General features: G+C 71.0%; 16 protein-coding genes and 2 tRNA genes. 11 read left to right on the top strand and 7 right to left on the bottom strand.

Annotated features, from left to right (window positions below):
• Positions 1-7 precede the first annotated feature (7 nt).
• A tRNA-Lys gene (locus ACWGJY_RS16235) sits at positions 8-81 on the top strand.
• Positions 82-183: 102 nt separating this feature from the next.
• Here the strand turns inward: ACWGJY_RS16235 and ACWGJY_RS16230 are convergent.
• The gene (locus ACWGJY_RS16230) at positions 184-1,425 is read right to left on the bottom strand and encodes a M6 family metalloprotease domain-containing protein (protein WP_453261472.1); all 1,242 of its coding nucleotides are present in this window, start codon (positions 1,423-1,425) and stop codon (positions 184-186) included.
• Between the two features lie 361 nt (positions 1,426-1,786).
• Here ACWGJY_RS16230 and ACWGJY_RS16225 point away from each other — a divergent pair, with 361 nt between their 5' ends.
• Positions 1,787-3,601: a putative bifunctional diguanylate cyclase/phosphodiesterase gene (locus tag ACWGJY_RS16225; protein ID WP_453261443.1), complete on the top strand. Its 1,815-nt coding sequence runs from the start codon at positions 1,787-1,789 to the stop codon at positions 3,599-3,601.
• Positions 3,602-3,764: 163 nt separating this feature from the next.
• Here the strand turns inward: ACWGJY_RS16225 and ACWGJY_RS16220 are convergent, their stop codons facing one another.
• Positions 3,765-4,937: an LLM class flavin-dependent oxidoreductase gene (locus tag ACWGJY_RS16220; protein WP_453261442.1), complete on the bottom strand. Its 1,173-nt coding sequence runs from the start codon at positions 4,935-4,937 to the stop codon at positions 3,765-3,767.
• Positions 4,938-5,078: 141 nt separating this feature from the next.
• A complete protein-coding gene (locus ACWGJY_RS16215) occupies positions 5,079-6,335 on the bottom strand; it encodes an FAD-dependent oxidoreductase (RefSeq protein WP_453261441.1) in 1,257 nt (418 codons plus the stop codon).
• Between the two features lie 63 nt (positions 6,336-6,398).
• On the opposite strand from ACWGJY_RS16215, the gene ACWGJY_RS16210 reads away from it, so the two are divergent.
• A complete protein-coding gene (locus tag ACWGJY_RS16210; RefSeq protein ID WP_453261440.1) occupies positions 6,399-7,010 on the top strand; it encodes a TetR/AcrR family transcriptional regulator C-terminal domain-containing protein in 612 nt (203 codons plus the stop codon).
• 291 nt (positions 7,011-7,301) lie between these two features.
• Here the strand turns inward: ACWGJY_RS16210 and ACWGJY_RS16205 are convergent, their stop codons facing one another.
• Both ACWGJY_RS16205 and ACWGJY_RS16200 read right to left on the bottom strand, forming a co-directional pair.
• Positions 7,302-8,039: a maleate cis-trans isomerase family protein gene (locus ACWGJY_RS16205; RefSeq protein WP_453261439.1), complete on the bottom strand. Its 738-nt coding sequence runs from the start codon at positions 8,037-8,039 to the stop codon at positions 7,302-7,304.
• Positions 8,040-8,311: 272 nt separating this feature from the next.
• The gene (locus ACWGJY_RS16200; protein WP_453261438.1) at positions 8,312-9,235 is read right to left on the bottom strand and encodes a maleate cis-trans isomerase family protein; all 924 of its coding nucleotides are present in this window, start codon (positions 9,233-9,235) and stop codon (positions 8,312-8,314) included.
• Between the two features lie 209 nt (positions 9,236-9,444).
• Here ACWGJY_RS16200 and ACWGJY_RS16195 point away from each other — a divergent pair, with 209 nt between their 5' ends.
• Together ACWGJY_RS16195 and ACWGJY_RS16190 are read left to right on the top strand one after the other, a co-directional pair.
• Positions 9,445-10,410 carry a D-2-hydroxyacid dehydrogenase gene (locus ACWGJY_RS16195; protein ID WP_453261437.1) on the top strand — a complete coding sequence of 322 codons (966 nt, stop codon included), beginning with the start codon at positions 9,445-9,447 and terminating at the stop codon, positions 10,408-10,410.
• 84 nt (positions 10,411-10,494) lie between these two features.
• Complete coding sequence (locus tag ACWGJY_RS16190) at positions 10,495-11,916, top strand: amidase (protein WP_453261436.1); 1,422 nt, start codon at positions 10,495-10,497, stop codon at positions 11,914-11,916.
• A gap of 96 nt (positions 11,917-12,012) precedes the next feature.
• Here ACWGJY_RS16190 and ACWGJY_RS16185 read toward each other — a convergent pair whose 3' ends face one another.
• Positions 12,013-12,513: a DUF3830 family protein gene (locus ACWGJY_RS16185; RefSeq protein WP_453261435.1), complete on the bottom strand. Its 501-nt coding sequence runs from the start codon at positions 12,511-12,513 to the stop codon at positions 12,013-12,015.
• A 137-nt stretch (positions 12,514-12,650) separates the two neighbouring features.
• Between ACWGJY_RS16185 and ehuB the strand changes: the two genes are divergently transcribed.
• From ehuB to ACWGJY_RS16155, 6 genes are all read left to right on the top strand, one after another.
• A complete protein-coding gene (gene ehuB, locus ACWGJY_RS16180; protein WP_453261434.1) occupies positions 12,651-13,562 on the top strand; it encodes an ectoine/hydroxyectoine ABC transporter substrate-binding protein EhuB in 912 nt (303 codons plus the stop codon).
• Positions 13,559-14,290: an ectoine/hydroxyectoine ABC transporter permease subunit EhuC gene (ehuC, locus tag ACWGJY_RS16175; RefSeq protein WP_453261433.1), complete on the top strand. Its 732-nt coding sequence runs from the start codon at positions 13,559-13,561 to the stop codon at positions 14,288-14,290. The genes ehuB and ehuC overlap by 4 nt, the downstream gene beginning before the upstream one ends.
• A gap of 32 nt (positions 14,291-14,322) precedes the next feature.
• Complete coding sequence (gene ehuD / locus ACWGJY_RS16170) at positions 14,323-14,976, top strand: ectoine/hydroxyectoine ABC transporter permease subunit EhuD (RefSeq protein WP_453261471.1); 654 nt, start codon at positions 14,323-14,325, stop codon at positions 14,974-14,976.
• Between the two features lie 115 nt (positions 14,977-15,091).
• Positions 15,092-15,847, top strand: a complete 756-nt coding sequence (gene ehuA, locus ACWGJY_RS16165; RefSeq protein WP_453261470.1) for an ectoine/hydroxyectoine ABC transporter ATP-binding protein EhuA — start codon at positions 15,092-15,094, stop codon at positions 15,845-15,847.
• Between the two features lie 498 nt (positions 15,848-16,345).
• Positions 16,346-17,104 carry an IclR family transcriptional regulator gene (locus ACWGJY_RS16160; protein WP_453261432.1) on the top strand — a complete coding sequence of 253 codons (759 nt, stop codon included), beginning with the start codon at positions 16,346-16,348 and terminating at the stop codon, positions 17,102-17,104.
• A 125-nt stretch (positions 17,105-17,229) separates the two neighbouring features.
• Positions 17,230-17,303: transfer RNA gene (locus tag ACWGJY_RS16155), tRNA-Lys, on the top strand.
• 128 nt (positions 17,304-17,431) lie between these two features.
• Here ACWGJY_RS16155 and ACWGJY_RS16150 read toward each other — a convergent pair.
• Positions 17,432-19,246 (bottom strand): AMP-binding protein, encoded by a 1,815-nt coding sequence (locus ACWGJY_RS16150; RefSeq protein ID WP_453261431.1) that lies wholly within the window; start codon positions 19,244-19,246, stop codon positions 17,432-17,434.
• Between the last annotated feature and the right edge of the window lie 224 nt (positions 19,247-19,470).

Below are 19,470 nucleotides of genomic sequence, written 5' to 3'. Positions count from 1 at the left end.
TCAGCAGGCGCCGCTAGCTCAGTTGGTTAGAGCAGCTGACTCTTAATCAGCGGGTCCGGGGTTCGAGTCCCTGGCGGCGCACAGACAGTCGAAGGCCTCCACTCCGGTGGGGGCCTTCGTCGTGTGCCGGTCCCGTCGCGCGCACTGCCGGTCGTACGCCCGGCCTTGGGGCATCGGCGGGCGTCAGCCGTGCCCGACCTTGACCGCCCAGTCCCCGTCGGTGGTCCGGCCCGCGACCTGGATGCGGACGCCGTCCGCGCGGTCGTCCATGCTCTCCCCCACCCCCAGCGGCGCATCCGCGAGCGGCGGGTAGACGGAGGTGCCCCAGCAGGCCGAGGTGCCGGGGTGCCCGTCGAGGACCTGCACGGGGCCCGAGCCGGAAGGGGTCCGGCTGTGCACGCGGTAGACCAGCACGCCTTCGGTGCACAGGGAGCGGTCGTTGCCCATGGCACCGCGTGCCTCGATGGCCAGTGCGCTGTCGGGCCCCGTACGGACCACCAGGAGCCGCGGCCGGCGCTGGGCCCGGGGCTCCTTGGGGGCGGACAGGGTGCGCAGCGCATGCATGGCCGGGCGGCTCAGATCGACACAGTCAACCTGGCTGTCGGAGATCCAGCCGAGCTTCCACTTGTGCCAGGCCAGGGGGTCGGGCGCCAGGCCGAACTGGCTGCCCATGAGGTCCCAGTCGCCGACGTAGGTGTCCCAGTCGCCCTTGCCGTTCTCCGGCCGGTGGTAGAGGTCCGGCAGGTCGAAGACGTGCCCGGTCTCGTGGGCGAGAACATTGCGGTCCGGCGGGCTCTGCTCGAAGACGGTGACGAACCGGCGCAGATCGTGGTCGTCGGCGCGCATCGGCTGGTCGAGGTTGACGACCTTGGTGGCGTCCGAGTCGACGCCGGGGGCGTCCGGGTCGGCGACGAAATAGATCACGTCGTAGCGGCCGAAGTCCACGGAAGGGTCGGCGGCGGCGACCGCGTCGCGCAGATAGGCCGAGCGCCGTCCGGCGTCCCAGTCGCGCTGTATTCCGTACGAGACGGACGAGCGCGGCATCCGCACCCAGTCGCGCTGGAGGTGCGGGCGCAGCCGGAACTTCCCGTACGAGGCGCGGTCGAAGAAGCCGGAGGTGGCGGGGAAGTAGTCGCGGGAGAGCTCCCGCGGGGCGGCGGTGGGCCGGGCGTCCGGGAAGGACAGGAAGATCATGACGGCGTTGAGCGGACGGTCCGGGCGCGGATAGGCGCCGTTCCAGCTGTCGACGCCCTCGGAGTGGTGCGCCTCGGTGCGCCCCAGGGCGCAGGGGAGGGCGGCCTCAGAGGCGGTGGCGGGTCCGGCGACGATGGACGTCGCGATGAGCGCACTCAGGGAAGTGACGACGGCCGCGGCGCGCCGCAGGCGGCGGCGATCCACCCCGCCGGGTGTCCGGGCGCGCGGCACATATACCTCCAGGGACGGATTCGGAGACCTCATCTACCCTGTGGCGATTTAATGCTATTCGTCCTGTTTTGCAGACCCGGAAGAGTGACCGGCGCGTCTTCGTCGCCCCGTAACAGAAAGTCACAAACGGCCAATGGGGCATTCAGTACGAACAGAGCCGGGCAGAAATGGCTGAAGTTCCGTCATGCGGGCGGAGGATCACGGCTGCGTCGCTGGCTCGGCCGTCGCGCCAGCCTCTATGATCGCCACACTTTCCAGCGCGAGATCCCCCCTTCCTCACGAGACAAGCGCCATGCGGGAGCGAGCAGTGAGCGGACACCCCGACAGTCCGGGCCGCACGCCCGGAGCGACGCTGCCCTCAGTGACGGAGCGTAACGGTACGACCAAAGCATCCGCCGACGGCCGGCCCGCCCCCGCCGGCCGCTGCGATGACACCGCGGCCTCGCTCGGCGACTACCGCGCCACCTTCCAGGCCGCGCGCCTGGCGATGGCCGTCCTCAACCGCGACGGCCTGGTCCTCGCCGCCAACCCCGCCTTCGGCGAACTGGTCGGCGCCGACCCGGCGGAGCTGCTCGCCGCCACCGCGGCGGACCTCACCGACCTCGGCGCCGACCCGCGGGTGTGGACCGCCTACCGCGAGGTGCTGTGCGGCCGCAGCGACCGGCTGCGCTGCACCCGCCGCCTCAAACACCCCGAGGGGCACTCCGTCTGGGTGAAAGTGACCGTCGAGCCACTGACCCCGGAACCGCTCAGCGGCGAGGAGCGGATGCTGCTGTCGGTGGCGGACATCAGCGACCGGCACGATCTGCTGGCCCGGCTGCGGCATCTGCAGATGCACGATCCGGTGACCCGGCTGCCCAACCGCGCGCTGTTCTTCGAGCGGCTGTCCGCCGCGCTGGAGACCGCCTCCTTCGAGCCGTCCGGCACCGGCCGGATCGGGCTGTGCTACCTCGACCTGGACGGCTTCAAGGCCGTCAACGACACCCTCGGGCACCGCGTCGGCGACCGGCTGCTCAGCGCGGTGGCGCAGCGTCTGACGCGCTGCGCGGAGAGCGCGGCCGACCGCGGGCCGGGCCGCGCGGGGCATCTCGTCGCGCGCCTGGGCGGTGACGAATTCGCTCTTCTGGTGGAGGACTCCACCGGCACCGACCAGCTGGCCGAGCTGGCCCAGTCCGTCCTGGACGCGCTGCAGCGGCCGTTCGACCTGGCGGGGCAGCGACTGTCGGTGTCGGCGAGCATCGGCGTCGTGGAGCGGACCGCCACCGGCACCACCGCGACCGGTCTGATGCAGGCCGCGGACACCACGCTGTACTGGGCGAAGGAGGACGGCAAGGCCCGCTGGACGCTCTTCGACCCGGAGCGCAACGCCCACCGGATGACCCGGCAGGCGCTGTCCAGCACCCTGCGGCCGGCGGTGGACCGCGGCGAATTCACCCTGGAGTACCAGCCGCTGGTCGGACTGGGCGACGGCCGGGCGCAGGGCGTGGAGGCACTGGTGCGCTGGCGGCATCCGCAGTTCGGGACGCTCTCGCCGAATCGGTTCATCGCACTGGCGGAGGAGAACGGCGCGATCGTCGAGCTGGGCCGCTGGGTCCTCACGCGGGCCTGCCACCAGGCGCGGGCCTGGCAGCTGGGGCACCCCGGCCAGCCGCTGTTCGTCAGCGTCAATGTGGCCGTACGTCAGGTGTGGGACTCCGACCTGGTCGCGGATGTCGCCGGGATCCTCGCGGAGACCGGGCTGCCGCCGCGGCTGCTGCAGCTGGAGCTGACCGAGTCGGCGGTGATGGGCTCGGCAGGCCGGCCGCTGCAGGCCCTGCAGGCGCTCAGCGACATGGGCGTACGGATCGCCATCGACGACTTCGGCACCGGCTACTCCAACCTCGCCTACCTCAGCCGTCTCCCGGTGTCCGTACTGAAGCTGGACGGTTCCTTCGTCCGCGGCTTCCGCTCGCAGGAGCACCCCAACCCGGCGGACGAGATGATCGTCGAGGCGCTGGTGGCGCTGGCGCACCGGCTCGGCCTCACGGTCACCGCCGAGTGCGTGGAGAGCGCCGAACAGGCCGAGCGGCTCCGCCGGATCGGCTGCGACACCGGGCAGGGCTGGCTCTACTCCCGCCCGGTCGCCCCCGACCGGGTCGAAGCACTCCTGGACGCGGGGCGGCACACGGGTACCTGAGCGCCGCGCGGAGCGAGTGCGCCCGGGGCCGGGATCCCGTCGGTGCGGGCGGCGCAAGTTCCCCGCACCGGCACACAGAATCCCGCCGCGACGGCGCGCGACCCCCACGGCCAGGCTCCGGCGGAATCGACGGCGGCGGCAGCCACCGCGTACGACGACAGCTCTAGGGGGTGCCGTTCGGCAGCCCGTAAGCGTCCGCGATCAGCTCGTAGGAGCGCAGCCGGGCCGGGCCGCCGTGGGCATTGGCGGTGATCATCAACTCGTCGGCGCCGGTGCGCTCGGCGAGGTCGTCCAGGCCCTGGCGGACGGCGTCCGGGGTGCCGTGGACGACATTGCCGAGCCAGGTGTCGACGAAGCCCCGCTCCCTCTCGTCGAAGGGGTACGCCTCGGCCTCCTCGGGGCTGGGGACCAGGCCGGGGCGGCCGGTACGCAGCCGGAGCATGGACAGTGCGCCGGTCATCACCTGACGCCGGGCCTCCCGCTCCTCGTCGGCGGCGAGCGCGGCGACCCCGATCAGGGCGTACGGCTGCGACAGCACCGCGGAGGGGCGGAAGGAGGCGCGGTAGAGGTCCAGCGCGGGAAGGGTGTTGGCCGCGGAGAAGTGGTGCGCGAAGGCGAACGGCAGACCGAGGGAGCCGGCGAGCCGGGCACTGAAGCCGGAGGAGCCCAGCAGCCACAGGGGCGGCCGGTGGGCGGACTGGACGCCGCCGGGCGAGGTGGCCTGGACCGGGCCGGGGACCGCGTGGATCTTGGCGTACGGGTGGCCGTCGGGGAAGGAGTCGTCGAGGAAGCGGGTCAATTCGGCCAGTTGCTGCGGGAATTCCTCCGCGCCCTCGTGCAGCTGCTCCGTCCTCCGCAGGGCCGCGGCGGTGGCGCCGTCCGTGCCCGGCGCGCGGCCCAGGCCCAGATCGATACGGCCGGGGGCCATCGCCTCCAGGGTGCCGAACTGTTCGGCGATCACCAGGGGGGCGTGGTTGGGCAGCATGACGCCGCCGGAGCCGAGGCGGATGCGCTCGGTGTGGGCGGCGAGGTGGGCGAGCAGCACCGCGGGCGAGGAGGAGGCGACGCCGGGCATGGAGTGGTGCTCGGCGACCCAGTAGCGGTGGAAGCCGCGGCGTTCGGCCGTACGGGCGATGCCGACGGCCGTACGGACCGCACCGGCAGCGGTGTGGCCGACGCCGACCGTCACCAGGTCCAGCACGGACAGCGGGACCGGGGCGCTGCCCGGAGCCACGCCCCGGATCCCGTCGCCGTCGCCGCTGCCGCTGCCGCTGCCGCTGCCGCTGCCGCGGATCGTCTGATCGCCGTCCCGGGTCTGGTCGTTCTCGCCGCTCACGGTGCGGGTCCTCCTCGCGTCGGTGGTCTGCGGGGAGGACAACCGGAGACCTTCTCCACTTATTCCCGGGCGGGAGCCGGGAACGGGGCCGGGGCCGGGGGCGGGGGCAGTGCCGAGGGCGGGGGCGGATATGGCCTCGGACTAGCCGGCGAGGGGCGCCGGACTCACCGGGAGCTGCCAGTCACCGCCCCGGTCCTCCTTCGAGTGGCGGGCGACGAGGCCGGGGATGCGCAGGAAACAGGCGAGTGCGGCGACGGAGTGGAGGGCGTCGACCGCGAGCCGGCTCATGGGCATGCCCAGTCGCAGAAGGTGCGGTTTCACCTGGGACTGGATCTGGTTGACGAACGGCCGCAGCGTGGTGTCGTAGTGCGCCAGGGCCTTGGGCAGTTCGCCGGGGTGCCGATTGATCTCACCGGCCAGGACGTACGCGCCGACCAGGCCGCCGGAGACGCCCATGCCGCTGTAGGGGGAGGCGCAGTGTGCGGCATCCCCGGCCAGGACCACGCGCCCCTTCGACCATGTGTCGGTGCGTACCTGGACGACCTCCTGGGAGTAGAAGCTCTCGGTCGCCCTCATGCCGTCGAGGAACCGTCCGGTCTGCCATCCCGCGTCGCGGAACCTGCCGGTCCAGAAGCGCTTCTGGTCTTCGACCGGCTCCCGGTGGACGGCCGAGGCTTCCTCGGAGCCTTCCCGCAGCACGAAGTAGACCTGGGTCTCGGTCGGGTGGTGGCTCCGGCGCATGATCATCCGGCCGCCGGGGGCGTGGTAGGTGTCCCGGATGTTGCCGTCGGACGCGATGCGCGGAATGAACCAGTAGGCCATGTGGATGCCCAGCGGCCAGTACGGGTCAGGAGACGTGGGCGGCAGGAGGGAGCTGCGGATACGCGATCCCTGCCCATCCGCACCGACCAGAAGGTCGAACTCCCCGAAGGAGCCGTCGGAGAAATGGGCGACGACCTTCTTCTCGTCCTGCTCGAAGTTCTCCACGCTCACGCCGAAGACGTACTCCACGTCGTCCTTCGTCGCCTCGTGGAGGATACGCACAAGGTCTCCGCGCATGATCTCGTACTCGGACGTCAGGGTCTGCCGGCCTTTGCCGGAGGTGTTGGCCATGATCGTCGCCCTCGCCCTGCCGCGACTGTCGACGAGGGCGACACCCGCCTCGTCCACGAGCTTGCTCCTGACGACGTCGAGGAGCCCCATGCTCTTGATGGCGTCGATGCCCTGGCCTCGAAGGTCCACCTGGGCTCCGGTGGCCCGCAGCGCCGGGAAGCGTTCGACGACGGTTACCCGGTGGCCGCCCCGGACGAGCCAGTAGGCCAGAGCCTGCCCCGTGACACCGCCGCCGCAGATGAGGACCCGCAGGGGCCGTGTTCCCGATTCCCGGGCCATGTCCATCACTCCGAATCTATCAGTGAATGGTGCTTCTGCAGAGTCACCTATCAGCGATAGGTTGTCAACATGGCAAAGGTGAAGTTGAGCCGTGAGACCGTGGTCGCCGAGGCGCTCGACCTGCTCGACGAGGTCGGGCTGGACACCGTCAGCACGAGACGGCTGGCGAAGCGACTGGGCGTCGAGCAGCCGTCGCTCTACTGGTACTTCCGGACCAAGAAGGAACTCCTCCACGCCATGGCGGCGGCCGCCATGGCGCCCCATGCGACGGCTCCGCTGCCGACGCCTGCCGAGGACTGGCGCGACTGGTTCCTCGAGAACACGCGCAGCTTCCGACGAACCCTGCTGATGCGCCGCGACGGCGCACGGCTCCACGCCGGGAGCACCCCCACGGCAGACCTCGACCGGCTCGCCCACAAGATGGCTTTCCTGGTCGCCTCCGGCGTGCCGGAGCGAGATGCCCAGATGGCGATGCTGACCGCCGGCCACTTCACGGTCGGCAGCGTCCTGGAGGAGCAGGCGGACACCGACCCCGGCGACAGCACGAACCCGCCGGTCCACCCCCTGCCCATCGATCGCGAGTCGGCGTTCGAGGCAGGGCTGACCCTCATCCTGGACGGTCTGGCGCAGCGCGGCGGAACTCAGGGACCGGACCCGCGTCGCTCTGGCCGAATGCCATAGGACCGGCCGGACCGGTCCTGGTTGACCGTCTCCGTCACCGCCATGCGTCGAGGGCGGCGACCGGCGCTGTCGCGTCGTGGCGGACGGCGAGGGTGTCGTATCGCGTGGCGACCGCGCGGTGCCTCTCAAGGCGGTTGATTCCGCACCCGACCGCGTGGCGCTCGCGGTGGACGGCCGCCGCCGGAGCCGGGCTTCCTTCGGTTACGCGCCTGGTCGGCCTTGTCAGGGATGGTGCAGCGGATGCCGCGGCGGCGCGGGCCGGCGCGCCCCGTCTTCGCACCGGCTGAATCTTCAGCTTGGGCCCTGGGCGTGCGCCACCCGGGAGAAGAGGGTGCCGAGCGCCGGGCAGGCGATCGTGCGGTCGAGCAGCCGCAGGCCTTCCCAGGCCGTCACCTGATTGGCGGTGAGCACCGGCTTGCGCAGCTCCGCTTCGAGGGCCGGCAGATGTTCGGCGGTGTGCAGTGCGGTGTCCGGCAGCAGCACCACCTCGGCATCGGGGTGGTCGCCGGCGCGGGCCAGCGCGAGCACCTCCTCGCGGCCCCAGGTGCCGACCTCGGCGGCGGTGATGATGCCGCTGCCGCGGGTCGAGACGACCTCCGTACCGGCGGACTTCAAGAACGCGTGGAAGCGCTCGGCCACGTCGTCGGGGTAGGTGGCGGCGATCGCGACCCGCTGGGCGCCGAGCGCCCGCACGGCGTGCGCGAAGGCGAAGGACGTACTGGAGGCGGGCAGGCCGGCGGTGGCGGACAGCTCCCGGACCTGTTCGTGGGCGCCCTCCCAGCCGAAGACGAAGCTGGCGCTCGTACAGGCCCAGACGACGGCCTCGGCGCCACGCTCCTTGAGGGTGTCGACGCCGGCCGCCAGCCGCGCGGCGGAGCCCATCTCCAGCAGCGCGTCGACCCGGTGGGCGTCCTCGCCGATGTCGGTGTGCACGAGCGGCAGGCGGACCGTGCCGCCCAGGAGCGTTTCGAGCCGGGGGTAGTCGTCCTCCGCGGAGTAGCCGGGGTAGAGGAAGCCGACCGATGCCATGCAGGTCTCCCTTGTGTGTACGGCTGCGGGTGCAGGGGCGTTCGTGGGTGCGGGTGCGTTTCGCGGATGGTGCGGGTGCGTTCGCATGTGATGCGGGTGCGGTTCGCGGATGGTGCAGGTGCGTTCGCGGATGGTGCGGGTGCGTTCGCGGATGGTGCGGGTGCGTTCGCGGATGGTGCGGGTGCGTTCGCACGTGGTGCGGGCGGGCGCTGCCGGCGAGTGGGGCGACGCCGGCAGCGTCGGGGTGCGGGCCGGGTCAGGACCGGCCGGCCTCACACCGGGGGCAGGCCTCCCGATTCCTCGGGTGGGTAGGGCGGGGGCTCCAGACCGTCGAGGGCCTCCCCGTCCGGTGGCACGGAGGAGGCGGCGAAGGCGGCCTCGGGAGTCGCCCGCGGCAGCCCTTCTCCCGGTCCGTCCGGTCCCTCCGTTTCCGATCCGGTCATCGCGGCCGGGCCGCGGCGCGCCACCGGATCGAGCAGTGCCTGATACGGGCCCACCGCCTGGACGCCGATGGCCCGCAGCGCGGCCCACATGGTGACCTGGTTGGCGGACAGCACCGGCATCCGCAGCTCGGCCTCCAGCTGCGGGATGACGTCGTAGGTCGGCAGATTTGTACAGCTGATGAAGAGGGCGTCGGCGGAGCCGACCACGGCCGCGCGGGCCATGTCGACGACGTCGCGGTAGGGCACCTTCCAGATGTGCCGGGTCAGCCCGAGGTAGGCACGGCCGGTGACCGTGATGCCCGCTTCACCGAGATAGTCCTCCAGGGAGTCGGTGACCGATTTCGTGTAAGGCGTGACCACGGCGATGCGGCATGCGCCGATCTCGCGCAGCGCTTCGATCAGTGCGCCCGATGTCGTGAGGGAGGGAACCTCCCCCGCCTGGGCCATGGCGGCGCACATGGCCCGCTCGCCCGCCACCCCGGCGACAAAGCTGCCGGAGGTGCAGGCATAGGAGATGACCTGGGGAGATACCGCACACAGCGCCTGGACGGCGGCGTGCAGCGTTTCGTGCTCGCTGACCAGACGGGCCAGATCGAGGCTGACCTCGACGGGCACGAAAGGGGTGCGGGTGAGGTGGAGGGACACGTCGTCGGGCACCCAGCGCCAGAGCTCTCGGTCGAGCGCGAAGTCGAAGGGAGCGACGACACCCACGCCGAGCTGCGGCTGTGGGCCACCCAGAAAAGAGACGTCCATGAAGGCCCCTAGAACACAAAACGAAGGGCTGGAATGGCCAGGCCAGTGGCCGGGGATGAGGTGCAGCCGGATCAAGCCGGGACGTCGGAACAGAGCCGTTGTTGACACGGTAGATACGACTTCTTAGCGTGGTCAATCCTCGCATCCCAGGCATCTGTCGGCGCCCCTTTCCATGGAAAGGGACTCACGTTTCAGAACGGTTTCTGGCTATGTCCGAAAGCACCGTCCTCGTCCTCGGTTCCGACCCGCCGCCGAAGCTCGACCGGCTCACCGGCCGGGCTCGGGTGATCTTCACCGATGAGGACTCGCTCGCTGACCGACTTCCCACCGCCGACGTGCTGTTGGCCTGGGATTTCACCTCCGACGCGATCCGCAGAGCCTGGCCGGAGAAGGGTCCCAGGCCCCGCTGGGTGCACACCGCGAGTGCGGGTGTGGATCAGCTGCTGTGCCCGGCGCTGGTCGCCGACGACACCGTGGTCACCAACGCCCGGGGCGTCTTCGAGCAGCCGATCGCCGAATATGTGGCCGGGCTGGTGATCGCCATGGCGAAGGACTTCTACGGAAGTTGGGAGCTGCAGCGGCAGCGGCGCTGGCAGCATCGCGAGACCCTGCGGCTGGCCGGCAGCCGGGCCGTCGTGGTCGGCTCGGGGCCGATCGGCCGGGCCATCGGGACCACCCTCCTGGCACTGGGTGTCAAGGTCGATCTGGTCGGCCGCCGGGAGCGTCCGAACGACCCGCAATTCGGTCTCGTCCACGCCAGTGAGGCGCTGAACGGGCTGCTGCCCCAGGCGGATTGGGTGATCTGCGCGGCGCCCCTGACCGAGGCCACCCGCGGCCTGTTCGACGAGGCGGCGTTCTCCCGGATGCCGCCGCGGGCCCGGTTCATCAACGTCGGGCGCGGGCCGCTGGTCGTCGAGGACGCGCTGGTCGCGGCGCTGCGCGAGTGGCGGATCACGGCCGCGGCACTGGATGTCTTCGAGGAGGAGCCGCTCGCCACGGACAGCCCGCTGTGGGACGTCCCGCATCTGATCGTCTCGCCCCACATGAGCGGCGACACCCTGGGCTGGCGGGACGCCCTCGCCGAGCAGTTCCAGGACAACTTCGACCGGTGGTCGGCGGGCGAGCCGCTGGACAACCTCGTCGACAAACGGCTGGGGTACGTACCGGTGCAGTGACGGGGCCGGCTGCCGGGCCCCGGTGCGGCAGCCCCGCTCCCCCCACCGCCGCCCCGCCCGGGGCGGCCGACGCTCGGAGGACGCATGACCACCGAACCGACCCACCTCGCCGACCTCACCGCCACCCGGCTCACGGCCGGGTACGCGGCCGGTGACTTTTCCCCCGTCGAGGCGACCCGGGCGGTGCTGGAGCGCGCCGAGGCCGCGCAGGCCGCAACGAACTGCTTCACCCGGATCGACGCGGACGAGGCGCTGGCGGGTGCCGGGAAATCGGCGGAGCGCTGGCGGGCCGGGACACCGGCCGGACCGGTGGACGGGGTGCCCGTCACCGTCAAGGATCTGATCCTCACCCGGGGGGCGCCGACGCTGCGCGGTTCGCGGACCGTGCGGGCCGAGGGCCCGTGGGAGGAGGACGCCCCGTCGGTCGCCCGGCTGCGGGAGTCCGGTGCGGTGTTCATCGGCAAGACCACCACCCCGGAGTTCGGCTGGAAGGGCGTCACCGACAGCCCGCGGCACGGGGTGACGGGCAATCCGTACGACCCGGGGCGCACCGCGGGCGGCTCCAGCGGCGGCAGCGCGGCGGCGGTGGCGCTGGGCGCCGGGCCGCTGAGTCTGGGCACGGACGGCGGCGGTTCGGTCCGTATCCCGGCGTCGTTCTGCGGGATCTTCGCGCTCAAGGCGACCTACGGGCGGGTGCCGCTGTATCCGGCCAGCCCGTTCGGGACGCTGGCGCATGTCGGGCCGATGACCCGGGACGCGGCGGACGCGGCGCTGATGATGGAGGTGATCTGCGGCGCGGACTGGCGGGACTGGTCCCAGCTCGGTCCGGCGGCCGGCTCGTTCCGGGAGGCGCTGGCCGGTCCGGTCTCCGGGCTGCGGGTGGCCTACAGCCCGTCGCTCGGCTGGGATGTGCCGGTGGCCCCGGAGGTCGCCGCGGCGGTCCGGACGGCCGTCGACACGCTCGCCGGGCTCGGTGCGTCCGTCGAGGAGATCGACCCGGGCATCGCGGACCCCGTGGAGGCCTTCCACACACTGTGGTTCAGCGGTGCGGCCCGGGTGGTGCAGCATCTGGACGACGCGGAGCGCGCGCTGCTCGACCCGGGGCTGCGGGAGATCTGCGAGCAGGGCGCCCGGTACAGCGCGCTGGACTATCTGGCCGCGGTCGATACCCGGATGGCACTCGGCCAGGCCATGGGCCGCTTCCACAGCGCCTACGACCTGTTGGTGACCCCGACCGAACCGATCACGGCCTTCGAGGCGGGCGCCGAGGTCCCGTCCGGGTCCGGCCACACCCGCTGGACGGGCTGGACGCCGTTCACCTACCCCTTCAACCTCACCCAGCAGCCGGCCGCGACGCTGCCCTGCGGGGTGGACGCGGACGGGATGCCGGTCGGCGTCCAGCTGGTCGGTGCGCGGCACGCGGACGCGCTGGTGCTGCGTGCCGCGCACGCCCTCTACGAGGCGGGGACCGCGGAGATCCCCGCGCCGCCCGCCCCCAGGGGGTGACCGTGACGTCCCGTCGTCCGCCCCGTGGAGCGCGACGGACGGGACGCTGACGCCAGGCCCTAGGGGCCCCTAGATGAATGAGTCCGACTCATTCATCTAGACCCGCCGGAAGGTGAGGGTCTCCCCCAGGGCTCCGGCCCGCCACAGGTCCTGGCAGGCGTCGGCCATCCGGTCCAGGCCGTCGACGACACTGCCCCACACGATGCCCGGCACCCAGCCCGCGTCACCGTTGATCAGCAGATTGTTGCGCTCGTAGAACAGCGCAAGATCGACGACGGTGGCGCGGCCCTGGTGTGCGGCCTTGGTCTCGTAACCGTAGGACTTCGTGCCCAGTTGGGTGTCGGTGAAGGTGAAGTAACACAGATCGCCGGGGATCGGGGTGATCGTCGGATTCTCGAGCGGCGGCTCCTCGGGAGCGAACGGCTCAAGCAGGGCGTAGATCTCGTTACGGGCGTATTTGGCGTGATAGACGTCGCCGCCCAGTGGGAGGGCGTCCCACACGGCATTGCAGGTGATCGGCGCGCGGTCGTCGAGCAACTTGGCCGTGCAGCTCACGCCGCGCTTGTCCAGGGAGACTTCGATGAAGCGATCGGTCATGCCCCGATCGTAGGTGGGCAATACCGGCGTACGGAACAAGTCCAGGGCGCTTGTATCAAGGGCCGGAAACGATCGGCATATGTTTCAGGCGTTCGGGTAGCCGCGCGCCCATGGCTCCACCTCAGGAGAACAACACAATGATCAAGACAAAATCGGCCAATGGCATCCGGCGGCGAACGCTGCTCGCGGGGGTGGCAGCGCTCGGCACGGCGGGTGCGACGGTGGCGGGCACGGGCTGCTCCCGGGTCGATGTCTCCGGGGCGACCGGCGGCGGACACCAGCTGGAGGATCTGCGGAAGAAGGGCACCGTCCGCATGGGAATCGCCAGCGAACCGCCCTATGCCTCCATCAACAGCAAGGGTCAGCTGACCGGTGAGGCTCCCGCCGTCGCCAAGACGATCTTCCGGCGGCTGGGGATCAGGAATTTCGAGCCGGTACCGGTCGAGTTCGGCGCGCTGGTGCCGGGACTCCATTCCTTCCAGTACGACGTGATCGTCGCGGGCATGTTCATCAACAAGGCCCGCTGTGCGGCCGTCCTCTTCTCCGACCCGGATTACGAGAGCAAGGACTCCTTTCTCGTACTCAAGGGGAATCCGAAGAACATTCATTCCTATGCGGACATCGCCAAGGGGCATTACCGGATGGGTTCTGGTATCGGCTACGCCGAAATCGACTACGCGGTCGGCAATGGCGTCGAGAAGAGCTCGATCCAGACGTACGGCGACCAGGTCGCCGGTATGGAGGCCCTGGAAGCGGGCCGTATCGACGTCTTCGCCGGCACCGCGCTGTCCATGATCGAGGCGTTGAAGACCGGCCGGCACCCCAAGGTCGGGATGACCGCGCCGTTCACACCCGAGGTCGACGGGAAACCCCAGCGCGACGGGGGCGGCTACGGCTTCCGCATCGGCGAGACCAACCTGCGGGACGCCTTCAACCGCGAGCTGCAGAAGATGAAGAAGAGCGGCGAACTCCTGCGCATCGCCGAGCCGTACGGCTTCACCAAGGAGTTCATGACCGACCTCACGGCGAAGGAGCTCTGCAAAAAGTGACCGGCGCGCTGTGGGAACTCTTCTTCAAAGGGCTGTGGATCACCATCCAGTTGATGGTCTACAGCGCCGCCCTGGCCGCCGCCGTCGCCTTCGGCATCGGCCTGGCCCGCACCTCACGGTTCTGGATCATCCGCTTCCTGTCCGGCGTCTATGTGGAGTTCTTCCGCGGCACCTCGGCCCTGGTGCTGATGTTCTGGCTGTTCTTCGCGCTGCCGCTGCTGGGCTGGCAGCTGGTCGGCATCTGGGCGGGCACTCTGGCGCTGGGCCTGTCGTACGGCGCCTACGGCTCCGAGATCGTCCGCGGTGCCGTCCAGGCGGTGGCCCCCGCCCAGCGGGAGGCGGCCATCGCGCTGAGCTTCACGCCCTGGCAGCGGCTGCGGAAGGTGATACTCCCGCAGGCCGTCCCCGAGATGATGCCGCCGTTCAACAACCTGCTGATCGAGCTGCTCAAGGGCACCGCGCTGGCATCGCTGCTGTCCATCGGCGAACTCACCTTCCAGGCCAAGCTCGCCCGGCTGTCGACGGGCCAGAGCGCCCAGATCTACGGAATCATCCTCGTCCTCTACTTCGCGGTCGCGTTCGTGCTGACCCGGATCATGCGGGTGCTGGAGCGCCGCGCCAAGGCCTCGGTCGGCCGGGCGGTGCCCCGGGGTGAGGGCTGGTTCTCCCGCAAACTGCCCGTCGAGAAGCAGGGCCCCGAGGCACTGGCCACCGGAGGAAAGCCGTGAACAACTGGTCATGGAGCTACGTCGGCGAGATCATGCCCGACATCCTCAAGGGGCTGTGGATCACCGTCCAGGCGACGGTCTACGGCTCGCTGGTGTCCTTCGCGCTCGGGCTGGTGTGGGCGCTGGTCCTGCGCTCGCGGAGCCTCCCCCACGCTCGAACGGGCTCGCGCGGGTGGTACCCCCTGGTGACCTGGCCGGTCAGCGTCTTCGTCGAGTTCATCCGCAACACCCCGCTGCTGGTGCAGTTGTTCTTCCTGTTCTTCGTCCTGCCGGGCTGGGGGCTGACCTTCGCCCCGCTGACCACCGGCGTCATCGGGCTGGGCCTGCACTACTCGACGTACACCTCCGAGGTCTACCGCGCCGGTATCGAGGGTGTGCCGCCCGGCCAGTGGGAGGCCGCGACGGCGCTGAGCCTGCCGCGCCGGCGCACCTGGACCGCGGTGATCCTGCCGCAGGCGTTCCGCCGGGTGGTGCCCGCGCTCGGCAACTACGTCATCGCGATGTTCAAGGACACTCCGCTGCTGGCCGGTATCACCGTGGCCGACATGCTCTTCCAGGCGAACAGCATCAGTGCCACCACCTTCGACTACCTGGAGCCGATCACCGTCGTCGGCGTCCTCTTCGTGGTCATCTCCTACCCCACCTCCCTCCTCCTGCGAGCCCTGGAGCGTCGCCTTGTCCGCTGACAGCAATCACCCGAAGGACCACGCCGACCGGACGGCCGACCCGGCGGGTGGGAGCACTCCCTGGGCCACCGCCGGGGGGACCCCCACCCGGACGGGGTCCGGAAGCGGCACCGAGCTGATCCGCTTCGACAAGGTCACCAAGCGGTTCGGGTCCCACACCGTCCTGGATTCCCTGGACTTCACCGTTTCCTCCGGCAAGCACGTCACCCTCATCGGCCCGTCCGGCTCCGGCAAGACGACGATTTTGCGGCTGCTGATGACGCTGCTGACGCCGGACGAGGGCACCATCACGGTCGGTGGCGAGTATCTGACGCACGAGGAGAAGGGCGGCAAGCTCGTCGCGGCCGGGGAGAAGCACATCCGCGAGGTCCGCAAGAACATCGGCATGGTGTTCCAGCAGTTCAACCTCTTCCCCAACATGAAGGTGCTGCGGAACATCACCGAGGCGCCGGTGCACGTCCTGGGCCTGGGCAAGGACGCCGCCGAGGAGCGGGCCCGCGAACTCCTCGACCTGGTGGGCCTGACCGAGCATCTCGACAAGTACCCCACCCAGCTCTCCGGCGGCCAGCAGCAGCGGGTCGCCATCGCACGGGCGCTGGCGATGCGTCCGCAGGTGCTGCTGCTGGACGAGGTGACCTCGGCGCTCGACCCGGAGCTGGTGGCCGGGGCACTCGACGTGCTGCGGGACATCGCGCACACCACGGACATCACCATGCTGTGCGTCACCCACGAGATGAACTTCGCCCGGGACATCTCCGACGACGTCCTGATGTTCGACGCCGGCCAGGTCATCGAATCCGGCTCCCCGGAAAAGATCTTCACCGAGCCGGAACACGAGCGCACCCGGGAATTCCTGAGCGCCGTGCTGTGAACGGCGGCCGTCAGGCGGCGAGTTCGGGTGGCGGGTCCCCGCCGGGGGCCTGCCACCCTCTCGCGCATCTCCCGTCCTGACGTCATGGGCGTGGCCGGCGTCGGAGCCGTTTCCCGATGCCATGAGGCCGGATTCCGATCCCCCGTGACGAGGGGCCGAGCACCCGTTTTCGGGAGCGCCTCGCGGAACCGGCCACAGATATGGCTGGTTCCGCACCTCTCGGCGGCGCCGCCCCGCCGTCGGCCCGGGATATCCGACCGCCACGGGTCGCCGGGCCCCCGGCCGACGGAGCCCCATGACCTTGACATATGCCAACGTCTCAAGCTCCAGTACGGAAACGCCGGGCACAGCCCTTTTCAGTCAAGACCCCCTCCCTCAAGAGCCGTTGACCGCTATCGTGAGAGCTACGCCGTTGTCCGGGATCGGCCGCGCGAGCGCCGGGCGAGACCACCAACGACGGACCTGACGCAAGCGGTAACAACCTGCTAGGGGGACACCGTGGCGCTGAAGCCCGAGCCGACCGCGCCGTTCCATTCGGTGCAATACGCCCTTCGCGTGCTCGAAACGATCTCCAGGCACGCCGATGGCGTGACCGATGCGCAGATCGCCCGCGAAACGGGCCTGTCCCCGGGCCAGCTCGCCCAGATGCTGTCGATGCTCCGGCGCGAGGGCTATGCCGAGCAGGTCACCGACGGGTCGTATGTCGTCGGCGAATCGCTCCTGCTGCTGGGCACCGGCGGCGACCGCGACCAGGCCCTGCGCGACAAGCTCCAGCTCACCCTCGACCACCTGCGCGACTCCGTCGGCGCGGCGGTCTACATCAGCCGGTACATCGACGGCGAGGTGAAGGTCCTCCACTACGCCGACGGACCGCTGGCCCCCAAGGTCAACGAATGGGCCGAGTTCCACCGCACGGCACACGCCAGCGCGATCGGCAAATGCCTGCTGGCGCAGCTCGACCACGACGGCCGCAAGGACCACCTCTCCCGCCACAAGACCGCCCGGCTCACCTCCCGGACGATCACCAACGAGAAGGTCCTGTTCCACAAGCTCGACAGCCAGCCGCCCACGGTCCCCGTCCTCGACCTCCAGGAGTACGCCGTCGGCACGGTCTGCGCGGCCGTACCGATCACCGCCGGTTCGACGGTCGGCTGCCTCGCCCTGTCCATGCCGCTGGAGCACGCCCACCGCCTGCGCCAGGCCGCCGACACCCTGAACCGGCAGGCCGCTCCGGTGCTGCTGTCGCTGGCGATCTGAGCCGGGCAGCGGGGCGGGCCGGGCCGGGACCGGTCGGCTCCCCGCCCCTTCGCCTCTCGTGCCCTCCCCGTCGGCAGTGGTCATGAGCACCCCTTTCGGCCAGGTAGTATTTCTTTCGTCAGCGCGCGCCGCTAGCTCAGTTGGTTAGAGCAGCTGACTCTTAATCAGCGGGTCCGGGGTTCGAGTCCCTGGCGGCGCACGTATCAAGTGGGCGTTTCCGGTTCTCCGGGAACGCCCACTTTGTTGTCGTGGCCCACTTTGTTGTCGTGACGGGCCGGTGGGGGCGACGGGGCGACGAGCCCGTGGGGCGACGGGGCAGCCCTTGGGTCAGCGGTCCAGGAGCTGGGCCCGGTCGTGGGCACGGTACAGCGCCAGGAGAGCGGCCCGGTCCCCGGCGGTGAACGGGCGGTATGCACTTCCGGCGGGAGCGGGAGGGGTGGGCTCGGTGGGCGGGCCGGCCGCGGTGGCCGTGTCCGCCGGGGCGGCCGGTGCGGCGAGCGGTGTCCACCAGACCGGGTCCGGGCACCGGAAACCGGCCTTCCGCAGGGCGGCCCGGTGCACCTTGTTCGTGGCCGTCACCGGCAGCGCGCCCACCGTCCGGACGAAGCGGGGCGCCATCTTCGTCCCGAGGTCGGGCTGGGCGGCGAGAAAAGCCACGAAGTCGTCCGGCTCGAACCGGGTGTCCTCCCGCAGCGCCAGGGCCGCCATGACCTGGTCCCCGGCGACAGGGTCGGGCACCGCGTACACGGCCACGCCCGCGGCCGGGGCGTACCGGGCGAGGATGCCCTCGATCATCGCGGCGGCCAGATTCTCGCTGTCGACCCGCAGCCGGTCGTCCGTGCGCCCGGCGAAGTGGAAGAACCCCTCGGTGTCCCGGAAGAAGAGATCACCGGTCCAGTACCAGCCTGCGCCGACCCGCCCTTCGCCCCGGCCGCGGGTGCGGGCGGCGGTCGCCTCGGGGTTGCGCCAGTAGCCCTCGAAGGAGCTGCGGCCCCGGTTGACCAGCTCTCCTATCGCCCGGTCCCCGTTCAGCAGCCGGCCGGCCGGATCGAGGCGGGCGCGCGGCAGCTCCGTGCCGGTCTCCGGGTCGACAACGGCGAGATCCCCGCCGGGCGCGGGCCGGCCGATGGCGCCGGGCGGGGTGTCCGGTGTGCGCTGGATCGCGGCGCCGCCCTCCGAGGAGCCGTACCCCTCCGTGAGGCGGACGCCGAACCGTTCGGCGAAGCGGGCCGCGTCGACGGCGCCCGCCTCGGTGCCGAAACCGTTGCGCAGCCGGTGATCGCGGTCGTCGGGGGCCGGCGGGGTGGTGAGCAGATAGTGCACGGCCCGGCCGACGTAGGTGAAGTAGGTGGCCCCGTAGCGGCGGACGTCGGGGAGGAAGGCGGAGGCCGAGAAACGGCGGCGCAGTGCCACGGCCGCGCCGCCGGCCAGCGCCGGCGCCCAGCCGGCGATCACGGCATTGCCGTGGAACATCGGCATGCAGAGGTAGTGGACATCGTCCCGGCGCACCTTGAAATGCCTGGCCAGCGAGTGTCCGGCGGCGGCCAGCCGGCCCTGGGTGCAGAGAGCGGCTTTGGGTGCGCCGGTGGAGCCGGAGGTGAAGTAGAGCAGCATCCGGGAGGCGGGCGTCGGGGCGCGGGTGCCGCCGGAGCCGCCGCCTGCGATCTCGTCGGGCGTCGCGCCCGCGTACGGCCCGAGCAGTTCCCGGTAGGCCGGATCGTCCACGACGAGGATCCGTTCGGACGGGACGGGGAGTTCCAGGCCGGCCAGCAGGGGCAGCTGGGCGCGTTCGGTGATCAGCAGCGCGCAGTCGGTGTGGCCGATGTCGCGGGCGAGTTCCGGGCCGCGGCGCGTGGGGTTGATCCCGGCGACAGCGGCCCCGGCGAGCGCCGCCGCGCTCAGCCACAGCGGGTACTCGGGCACGTTGCCGAGCAACACCCCCAGATGCGCCGGTGCCGCACGCGGCAGCAGCTCCCCCAGCAGCGCCGCCCGCGCGGCGGCACCGCCCGCCAGGTCGTGATGGGTGAGCACGAGATCCCCGTACATCGCGCCCACCCGGTGATCACCCCACTGCGCCTGCACCAGCTCCGCGACGGTGGCGGCGCCGGAACTCCCCTTACCACGGGTTCCGTTGGCTTTCATGGCGCCGCAGGGTAGCTGACGTTGCGTCAGAAGTGGAGGCGGGCGGAGGGGAGGCAGGTGGAGGGGAGGCAGGTGGAGGGGAGGCAGGCGCGGAGGAGGGGTGGAGGAGGGGGCCGGGCCTCCCTGTGGGAAGCGGGGAGGCCCGGCATGGGGGGGCGAGGTGCCGTGGTCCGGTTGGCCTGGTTAACCCGGTTGGTCTGGTTGACCCGGTTGATCTGGTTGAC

The sequence above is a fragment of the Streptomyces sp. NPDC054765 genome (assembly GCF_053612065.1).
This window is presented reverse-complemented; position numbering and strand designations above follow the sequence as displayed.